Origin of the sequence: Micromonospora arida (assembly GCF_003857035.1) — a bacterium.
Lineage (GTDB): Bacteria > Actinomycetota > Actinomycetes > Mycobacteriales > Micromonosporaceae > Micromonospora > Micromonospora arida.
The window spans coordinates 1-9,731 of record NZ_QGSY01000338.1 but is presented as its reverse complement, the minus strand read 5'-3'; the positions used below and the strand labels follow the sequence as shown (position 1 = coordinate 9,731).

The 9,731-nt window shown below is 72.7% G+C and carries 8 protein-coding genes; 7 read left to right on the top strand and 1 reads right to left on the bottom strand.

The annotated features are described in order from the left end of the window. The 3 genes from DLJ58_RS33105 to DLJ58_RS33095 all read left to right on the top strand — a co-directional run. Window positions 1-2,278 (top strand): hypothetical protein (locus DLJ58_RS33105; RefSeq protein WP_124862919.1); only part of this gene is annotated, 2,278 nt, incomplete at its 5' end. A gap of 163 nt (window positions 2,279-2,441) precedes the next feature. After that, on the top strand, window positions 2,442-4,193 hold the full coding sequence (locus DLJ58_RS33100) for a CTP synthase (RefSeq protein ID WP_124862916.1): 1,752 nt from the start codon (window positions 2,442-2,444) through the stop codon (window positions 4,191-4,193). Beyond that, window positions 4,190-4,795: an NUDIX domain-containing protein gene (locus tag DLJ58_RS33095; RefSeq protein ID WP_124862913.1), complete on the top strand. Its 606-nt coding sequence runs from the start codon at window positions 4,190-4,192 to the stop codon at window positions 4,793-4,795. The genes DLJ58_RS33100 and DLJ58_RS33095 overlap by 4 nt, the downstream gene beginning before the upstream one ends. A gap of 83 nt (window positions 4,796-4,878) precedes the next feature. On the opposite strand, the gene DLJ58_RS33090 is transcribed toward DLJ58_RS33095, so the two are convergent. Continuing rightward, complete coding sequence (locus DLJ58_RS33090; RefSeq protein ID WP_208741476.1) at window positions 4,879-5,154, bottom strand: TM2 domain-containing protein; 276 nt, start codon at window positions 5,152-5,154, stop codon at window positions 4,879-4,881. 292 nt (window positions 5,155-5,446) lie between these two features. On the opposite strand from DLJ58_RS33090, the gene ald reads away from it, so the two are divergent. The 4 genes from ald to DLJ58_RS33070 all read left to right on the top strand — a co-directional run. Beyond that, the gene (ald, locus tag DLJ58_RS33085; protein WP_124862907.1) at window positions 5,447-6,562 is read left to right on the top strand and encodes an alanine dehydrogenase; all 1,116 of its coding nucleotides are present in this window, start codon (window positions 5,447-5,449) and stop codon (window positions 6,560-6,562) included. 38 nt (window positions 6,563-6,600) lie between these two features. After that, window positions 6,601-7,566, top strand: coding sequence for a site-specific tyrosine recombinase XerD (locus tag DLJ58_RS33080; protein ID WP_124862904.1), 966 nt, complete (start codon window positions 6,601-6,603; stop codon window positions 7,564-7,566). A 179-nt stretch (window positions 7,567-7,745) separates the two neighbouring features. Next, window positions 7,746-8,669 (top strand): ParA family protein, encoded by a 924-nt coding sequence (locus DLJ58_RS33075; RefSeq protein WP_124862901.1) that lies wholly within the window; start codon window positions 7,746-7,748, stop codon window positions 8,667-8,669. A gap of 41 nt (window positions 8,670-8,710) precedes the next feature. Beyond that, window positions 8,711-9,731, top strand: a 1,021-nt coding sequence (locus tag DLJ58_RS33070) for a segregation and condensation protein A (protein ID WP_124862898.1), incomplete at its 3' end; no start/stop codon positions are given.

Here is a 9,731-nt window from a genome sequence, read left to right as displayed (position 1 = left end):
GCGCTGGGAGGACGTGGATCCGCAGAGCACCCCGACGCTGTGGCGGATGGCCCAGGACGGCTCGATCGGCTCACTGTCGGTGCGGTCCGCGCACCGGCCCACCTGCCCGGTGGACGGCTGGCTGACCCTCGGCGCGGGCAGCTTCGCCGCGTGGAACGGCAGCCGGTCGGTCGACGGTTGCCCGTCGGCGGCGGTGACGGTGGAACAACCGGACGGCATCGGCGCGAACCTGCCCGACCAGGAGAGCGTGGTCCAGTACAACCAGCAGCAGCTGCCCTGGGGCGCCCTGCCCGGCTCGTTGTCCGAGTCGGTGCGATGCTCCGTCGCCGTCGGCCCGGGCGCGGCCGTGGCCGCCGCCCGGCCGTTCGGCCGCGTCGACCGGTACGCCTCGGGGCTGCCGGCCGACCCGCGGCCGCTGCTCGGCTCGTGTGTGCTGAGCATCGTCGACCTCGGCACGGTCGAGGGGGCCGATCCGGCCACCCGCGCCGAGGAGGCCCGCGCGGCGGACGCCGAGCTGGCGCGGGTGCTGGCGGCGCGACCCCCACGGTCGTTGGTGCTGGTCGCGGGGATCTCCGACACCACCCAGCCGGCCCGGCTGCACGTGGCGGTCGCCGACGGGCCGGGCTGGGAACGGGGGTGGCTCACCTCGGCGAGCACCGGCCGGGACGGGTACCTGCAACTTGTCGACCTCGCGCCGACCGCCCTCGCCGCGTTGGGTCGGCCCATGCCGGAGCGACTCTTCCTCGGCCGTCCGGCGATCAGCACCGGCGACCGACCCGCCGATCTGACCGAGGCCATCAACGCGCCGGCGAACGCCGACCGGGAGGCGGCCGCCCAACGCTCCGTCTCCGGGGTGTTCTTCGCGCTGCTCGCCGGGGCGCAGGTGCTGCTGGCGATCGCGATGCTGCCGCTGCTGCGCCGGGCCCGTCCGCACGCCGGCCCGGCCGGCCCGACGCCCGTCTCCGGGCGGATCGTGGCAGTGATGGAGCTGCTGCTGGTCGCCGTGGCGTTGACCGTGCCGGCGGCGCTGCTGGCCGACGCGGTGCCCTGGTGGCGCGGCGAGCACCCCGGGTGGATCTTCGCCGGGGTGACCGCGCTGCTGGTGGCCGCCGGCACTGCGGCGGTGCGGTTCGTCCCCGGGTACGCGAACACCCTCGGGCCGCTCGGAGCGGTGGCCGGCCTCGCCACGCTCGTGGTCGGGCTGGACGTGCTCACCGGGGCCCGCCTCCAGCTCAACAGCGTGGTCGGCTACTCCGCGTTGCAGGGCGGCCGGTACGCCGGGCTGAGCACTGTGGGTTTGGGAGTGTTCCTCGCCGGTGCGTTGGTCACCGGCGGCTGGTTCGCCCAACGGGTGCACCGGGGCTGGCGGCCGGCGGTGATGGTGGCGGTGGGTGGCCTCGCCGTGGTGGTGGTCGGCAGCCCGTACCTGGGCGCCGACCCGGTCGGCGCGATCGCGCTCACCGCCGGGGTGAGCGTCGCCGCCGTGATCAGCGCCGGCGGCTGGTTGACGATCAGCCGGCTGGCCTGGGCCACCATGGCCGCGCTGGCGGTCGGTATCGGGTTCGCCGTGGTGGACCTGCGGCGTCCGCCGGGGGAGCGGGGCAGCCTGGGCCGGTTCCTCTCCGCGCTCGGCGACGGCACCGGCGGGTTCGCCGTGCACCGGTCCAGCACGGAGAACTTCGAGACGTTGGTCAACAGCCCGCTGACGGTGCTGGCGCTGGCCGGCGGGTTGCTCGTGTGGTTCGCCCTGTTGCAGCCGTGGGGTGGGCTGATGCGGCTGTTCGGCATCTACCCGGCGGTCCGGGCCGCGCTGGCCGGCACCGTGGTCGCCGCGGTGCTCGGTGGTGTGCTCGACGGCGCGGCCCTGGACGTGATGGGTGCTGCCGCCGCCCTGGTGGTGCCGATGGCCGCCCTGGCGTCGCTACGGGTGCTCGGGCACGCCGCGGACCGGACCCGCCCGGCAGCGGGCCGCTCCCGCGCCAACGGCGCCGACGACGACTCGGGGTCCGGTGGGGTCGGCCCGGTCGGTGGAGGTGACGGTCCGACCGGCGGCGGTGGGCCACTGGGTGCCGTGCATTCCCGTCCGATCGCCGGCCCGCCTCCGAGCGCACCGGCGACCCTCGCCCAACCGGCGTCGGACACTGCGGGCGAGCGCCGTGGGGACGCCGACGACCCGGCCGAGCCGACCGCGAGCCTGTCGACGCCGGACGCCGATCCGACGGTGCCCGTGCCGCCCCGGCAGGTCTCCCGGTCATCGACGGAGGTTGCCGCGTCCTGAGCGCCGGGCCTCGTCATGAGGGCCCGGAGGTGTCGCAGCCGGGGTGCGGCCTGCGGGTACCCGGCCGGGAGGTGTTACCGTCGAATCCCGTGGATCGCGTGATCACTTTGCTGATCAAGCACGGCGGTCTGCATGACCGCGACAGACGACACGGGAGCAGGCCTTGGCCCCATCAGCACGGACGACCAGGCACATTTTCGTCACCGGGGGCGTCGCCTCCTCGCTGGGTAAGGGCCTCACCGCCTCCAGCCTCGGCAACCTGCTGACCGCGCGCGGGTTGCGTGTGGTGATGCAGAAGCTCGACCCCTACCTGAACGTCGACCCGGGGACGATGAACCCGTTCCAGCACGGTGAGGTCTTCGTCACCGAGGACGGCGCCGAGACCGACCTCGACGTCGGGCACTACGAGCGGTTCCTCGACCGGGCGCTCTCCGGCAAGGCGAACGTCACCACCGGCCAGATCTACTCCGACGTGATCGCCAAGGAGCGGCGCGGCGAGTACCTGGGCGACACCGTCCAGGTGATCCCGCACATCACCAACGAGATCAAGTCGCGGATCCTGGCGATGGCCGACCCGGACGAGGACGGCCAGGTCCCCGACGTGGTGATCACCGAGGTCGGTGGCACGGTCGGCGACATCGAGTCGCTGCCGTTTTTGGAGGCGATCCGTCAGGTCCGCCACGACCTGGGCCGCGACAACTGCTTCTACCTGCACGTGTCGCTGGTGCCGTACCTGGCGCCCTCGGGTGAGCTGAAGACCAAGCCGACGCAGCACTCGGTGGCGCAGCTGCGCAACATCGGTATCCAGCCGGACGCGATCGTGCTCCGCTGCGACCGGGAGATCCCGGTGAAGCTCAAGGAGAAGCTGTCGCTCTACTGCGACGTGGACGCCGAGGCGGTCGTCGCCTGCCCGGACGCCCCGAGCATCTACGACATCCCGAAGGTGCTGCACCGGGAGGGGCTCGACGCGTACGTGGTGCGCCGGCTCGGCCTCTCCTTCCGGGACGTGGACTGGGCCAGCTGGGACGATTTGCTGGAGCGGGTGCACCGCCCCCGGCACACGGTCACCGTCGCGGTGGTCGGCAAGTACGTCGACCTGCCCGACGCGTACCTGTCGGTGAGTGAGGCGATCCGGGCGGCGGGCTTCGGTCACCGGGCCCGGGTGCAGCTCAAGTGGGTGCCCAGCGACGAGTGCGTCACCCCGGCCGGTGCCGCCGCGGCGTTGGCCGGCGTGGACGGCATCCTCATCCCCGGCGGCTTCGGCGTCCGTGGCATCGAGGGCAAGGTCGGCACCGCCCGGTACGCCCGCGAGGCCGGTATCCCGCTGCTCGGCCTCTGCCTCGGCCTGCAGTGCATGACCATCGAGGTGGCCCGGCACCTGGCCGACCTGGACGGCGCCAACTCGTTGGAGTTCGACGAGCAGGCGGCCCACCCGGTCATCGCCACGATGGCCGACCAGGAGGACATCGTCGCCGGTCGGGGCGATCTGGGCGGCACCATGCGGCTGGGCGCGTACCCGGCGACGTTGACCGAGGGCTCGATCGTCGCCGAGGCGTACGGCAGCACCGAGATCAGCGAGCGGCACCGGCACCGGTACGAGGTGAACAACGCCTACCGGGACGCGCTGACCAAGGCGGGCCTGCACATCTCCGGCACCTCGCCGGACGGCCGGCTGGTCGAGTTCATCGAACTGGACCGGAGCCTGCACCCGTTCTTCGTGGCCACCCAGGCGCACCCCGAGTTGAAGAGCCGCCCGACCCGCCCGCACCCGCTGTTCGCCTCGTTCGTCAAGGCCGCGGTGGCGTACTCGCAGGCCGACCAGCTGCCGGTCGACCTGGACGCGGCGGCGGAGGCCCCGACGACGCGCAAGGCCGCCCGCAACGGCGCCGCGACGAAGGCGTCGTCGGCGTCGTGAGCAACGGTGAGCACCGCTACGAGGTGCGTTCCCGGGAGGAGCGGTACCGGGGGCGGATCTTCGACGTGGTCACCGAGGAGGTGACCATGCCGGGCGGTGGGACCGGGCTGCGGGACCTCGTCCGGCACGTCGGGGCGGTGGCCGTGGTGGCGCTCGACGACGCCGGCCAGGTGGTGCTGATCCGGCAGTACCGGCACCCGGTCGGGCGGCACCTGTGGGAGCTGCCGGCCGGTCTGATGGACGTCTCCGGCGAGGAGTTGCCGGTGGCCGCGCTGCGGGAGCTGGCCGAGGAGGCCGACCTCACCGCCGGCCGGGTCGACGTGCTGGTGGACCTGCACAGCTCACCGGGGTTCACCAACGAGATCGTCCGGGTGTTCCTGGCCCGCGACCTCGCCGACGTGCCGGCCGACGAGCGGCACGAGCGCCACGACGAGGAGGCCGACCTCCAGGTCGTCCGGATCGACCTGGACGAGGCGGTCGCCATGGTCCTGGCCGGTGAGATCACCAACGCGTCCGCGGTGGCGGGGCTGCTGGCCGCGGCCCGCGCCCGGGACACCGGCTTCGCGCAGCTGCGTCGGGCGGACGCGCCGCTGCCGCGCTGAGCGTCGCCGCCGGTCCAGCCGGTGAGGGAGTACGCACCAAAGGGGCCCCGCGGTCAGCCGCGGGGCCCCTTTCGCCTGCTGGTCTAGGAGTCGCGCAGCGGACGGCCCTGCGCGTCCGTGCCGCCGTTGACCAGGATGAGGATGCCGTCGATGACGCCCCAGAGAGCGCCGACGCCGCAGGTCACCAGGCTCACGACGAGCTGGAGAACGGCGATCTTGGTGTGTCCGGTGTAGAACCGACCGGCACCGAAGGTGCCGAGCAGGATACCGAGGATGCCCGCGATGATCTTGCTCTTGTCGGAGACGCCCTGGGGATACCCCGGCTGGGGGTAACCGGGCTGGTAAGGAGGAGTGGTCATGGGCGGACACATTAGTGATCCACTCGCCAGCTGTCCGCACCGCCGTCCGGCAGATGGGACGATAATGGTGAAACACTGTCCTGTTGGCTGAGGTGACGGTCGACCGCCGAATCCCGGCGGCGCCCTGACACTTCGTCAGGACACCCGGGCACCGGGTGGCACTGTGCTGGCTCGCGGCGGCACCGGGCGCGCCTAGACTGCCGCCGCAGGACCGGTGTACCGCGATGGCAAAGGGGCCGTCGTGGCACCGAGCAGTCGGGGGAGAGCAGCCCCGAAGAGAGGTGTCTGCATCGTGAAGGTCGGAATCCCACGCGAGGTCAAGAACCACGAGTACCGCGTGGCGATCACGCCAGCGGGTGTCAACGAGTTCACCCGCAGCGGCCACCAGGTCTTCGTCGAGTCCGGCGCCGGGGTTGGCTCCAGCATCACCGACGAAGAGTTCGCCGCCGCCGGCGCGAAGATCCTCGCCACCGCCGACGAGGTGTGGGAGACCGCCGAGCTGGTGCTCAAGGTCAAGGAGCCGATTGCCGAGGAGCACCACCGGATGCGCGAGGGGCAGGTGCTCTTCACCTACCTGCACCTGGCCGCCTCCAAGGAGTGCACCGACGCGCTGATCGACCGCCGGGTCACCGGCATCGCGTACGAGACCGTCGAGCTGCCCGACCGGTCGCTGCCGCTGCTCGCCCCGATGTCCGAGGTCGCCGGCCGGCTCGCCCCGCAGGTGGGCGCCTTCTACATGATGCGTACCGGTGGTGGCCGCGGTGTGCTGCCCGGCGGTGTCTCCGGCGTGTACGCGGCCAAGACCGTGGTCATCGGCGCCGGCGTCTCCGGCATGAACGCCGCAGCGATCGCGCTGGGCCTGCAGTCCGAGGTGCTGCTGCTGGACAAGAACGTGGCCCGGCTGCGGCAGGCCGACGCGATCTACCGGGGCCACCTGCAGACCGTCGCCTCCAACGCGTACGAGGTCGAGCGCGCCGTGCTCGACGCCGACCTGGTCATCGGCGCGGTGCTGGTGCCCGGCGCGAAGGCCCCGACGCTGATCTCCAACGAGCTGGTCTCCCGGATGAAGCCGGGCAGCGTGCTGGTCGACATCGCCATCGACCAGGGCGGCTGCTTCGAGGACTCGCGCCCCACCACGCACGCCGACCCGGTCTACAAGGTGCACGAGTCGATCTTCTACTGCGTCGCGAACATGCCCGGCGCGGTGCCGAACACCAGCACCTACGCGCTGACCAACGTCACCCTGCCGTACGCCCTGGAGCTGGCCAACCAGGGCTGGCGCGAGGCGCTGCGCAACGACCCGGCGCTGGCGCTGGGCCTCAACACCCACGCCGGTCAGGTCACCTACGGCCCGGTCGCCGAGGCGCACGGCATGGACGTGCTCCCGCTGGCCGACGTGCTGGCCTGAACGGTGGCGGGCTGACCGGCGGCACGGACTCCGCCGGCGTGGGCACACCACCCACGCCGGCGCTGCGCCGTGCCGTTCGCGGCTACCTCGACCACCTGACCGTCGAACGGGGCCTCTCCGCGAACACGCTCGCCTCGTACCGTCGGGATCTGGACCGCTATCTCGCCACCTTGACCGATGCCGGCGTCACCGACCTCGCGTCGGTCGGCGCCGGCCTCGTGGAGTCGCACCTGGCGCGGCTGCGCGCCGGCGACGACGCGCACCCGCCGCTGGCGGTCTCCTCCGCCGCCCGCGCGGCCAGCGCGGTACGGGGTCTGCACCGCTTCGCGCTGCGCGAAGGCCTGGCCGGCGCCGATCCGAGCCGCGACGTCCGCCCGCCAACGCCGCCCCGGCGGCTGCCCCGGGCGCTACCGGTCGACGACGTGGTCCGGCTGTTGGAGACCGCCGGCCCGATCACCGCGACCGGCGACGACGCGCCCCTCGCGCTGCGCGACCGGGCGTTGCTGGAGTTTCTGTACGGCACCGGCGCGCGCATCTCCGAAGCGGTCGGCGCCGCCGTGGACGACCTCGACACCGACGACGGCACGGTGCTGCTGCGCGGCAAGGGCGGCCGGGTGCGGCTGGTGCCCATCGGCGGGTACGCCGTCGACGCCGTCCGCGCCTACCTGGTTCGGGCCCGCCCCGGGCTGGCCGCCGCCGGCCGGGGCACCCCGGCGGTGTTCCTGAATGCCCGGGGCGGCGCGCTGTCCCGCCAGGGCGCCTGGGGCATCCTGCGCCGCGCCGCCGACCGGGCCGGGCTGCCCGTCGACGGGCCGGCCGCGGTCTCCCCGCACACCCTGCGTCACTCCTACGCCACCCATCTGCTCGACGGCGGCGCCGACGTCCGGGTGGTCCAGGAGCTGCTCGGCCACGCCTCGGTGACCACCACCCAGGTCTACACGTTGGTCACCGTGGAGCGGCTGCGCGAGGTGTACGCCACCGCCCATCCCCGCGCCCAGGGCTGAACCGGTCGCGGTCGACGCCGACACGCCGGGCCGGTGCCGAACCCCCTGCTGGTCGGTGGCGTACAGTCGGCATCGGCGCGGACCTCCTGGAGCGACACGACCGGGGTGCGCAGCGGCGCCGCGAAGGACGTCGGACGGCTCCGACGCCGGGTGGGTCGTCGGGAGGGGGCAACGAGCACATGGCTGGCAACGGTGACCGTGCCGAGACCTGGACGTCGGAGCTCCGCGAGCAGCAGGCGACGCTCGGCGCGGACCTGGGTCCTGCGGACCCGGCTGCCTACACGATGCGCAAGCCCATTCCCGAGCCGATGCCCACCGACCGGCACGGCCCGGCGCGCATCATCGCGATGGCCAACCAGAAGGGTGGCGTCGGCAAGACCACGACCACCATCAACCTGGGCGCCGCCCTCGCGGAATACGGCCGCAAGGTGCTGCTCGTCGACTTCGACCCGCAGGGCGCCCTCTCGGTGGGCCTGGGCGTCAACCCGCACAACCTCGACCTGTCCGTCTACAACCTGCTCATGCAGGACGACGTGATCGCCGAGGACGTGCTCATCAAGACCGACGTGGCGGGCCTGCACCTGCTGCCGGCCAACATCGACCTCTCCGCCGCCGAGATCCAGCTCGTCAACGAGGTCGCCCGGGAGATGGCCCTGGCCCGGGTCCTGCGCACGGTCCGCAAGGAGTACGACTACATCCTGATCGACTGCCAGCCGTCACTCGGCCTGCTGGCGATCAACGCGCTGACCGTCGCGCACGGCGTGCTCATCCCCCTCGAATGCGAGTTCTTCAGCCTGCGGGGTGTGGCACTGCTGCTGGACACCATCGACAAGGTGCGCGAGCGACTCAACTTCGACCTGGAGCTCGAAGGCATCCTCGCCACCATGTACGACAGCCGCACCACGCACTGCCGCCAGGTCCTCCAGCGGGTCGTGGAGGCGTTCGGCGACAAGGTCTACCAGACGGTCATCACCAAGACGGTGAAGTTCCCCGAGTCCACCGTGGCCGGTGCCCCCATCACGACGATGGACCCGGCCTCCTCCGGGGCACGTAACTACCGTCAGCTGGCCCGCGAGGTGATCGCCGCCCAGTCGGAGCGGTAGCCGGAACGCCCGGTGCCCGCCTCGTGGACTACGGTCGTCCGGTGACCGCGCCACCCCTCGACCCACCCGGGACCGCCGAAGCGGCCGTGGTCGACGGTGTGCAGCCCGCCGGGTTCACGGTCCGGCTGGCCAACTTCACCGGCCCGTTCGACCTGCTGCTGCAACTGATCGGCAAGCACAAACTCGACGTCACCGAGGTGGCCCTGCACACGGTCACCGACGAGTTCATCGCCTACATCAGGGCGATGGGCGACAACTGGGACCTGGACGAGGCCAGCGAGTTCCTGCTCATCGCCGCGACCCTGCTCGACTTGAAGGCGGCCCGGCTGCTGCCCGCCGCCGACGTCGAGGACGAGGCCGACCTCGCCCTGCTGGAGGCCCGGGACCTGCTCTTCGCCCGGCTGTTGCAGTACAAGGCGTACAAGGAGGCGGCGGCGCACATCGCCGAGCTGGAGGCCGTCGGCGGCCGACGCTATCCGCGTGCCGTCAGCCTGGAGCCCCGCTACGCCGAGGCGTTGCCCGACCTGGTGCTCGGCATCGGCCCCCAGCGGCTGCTGAAGCTGGCCGTGAAGGCGATGACCCCGAAGCCGGTGCCGGAGGTCTCCATCGCCCACGTGCACATGGTCCGGGTCAGTGTCCGGGAGCACGCGGCGATCCTCGCGGCCCGGCTGCGCCGGGCCGGCACCGCCACGTTCTCGCTGCTCTGCGCCGACTGCGAGGCCACCCTGGAGGTGGTGGCCCGGTTCCTCGCGCTGCTGGAGCTGTACCGGGAGGGCCTGGTGTCCTTCGTGCAGGAGCAGGCCCTGGAGGAGCTGACCGTGCGCTGGACCGGCCCGACCGACGGCGACACCGAGCTGCACGTCGACGAGTACGCCGGCACCCCGGCCGACCCGGAGTCGCCGGAGCTTGAACTGGCGGGGACTGATCCTCAGCCGGTGAGGGCTGAGCTTGAGCCGGCGGGTGCAGAACCTGCGGGGACTGAGCCCGCGGGGAATGGGCCCGCGCTGGCGGGGGCTGACCCTGTTCCGGCGGGGGAGGCCGGCGGGCCGGACGGGACGGGAA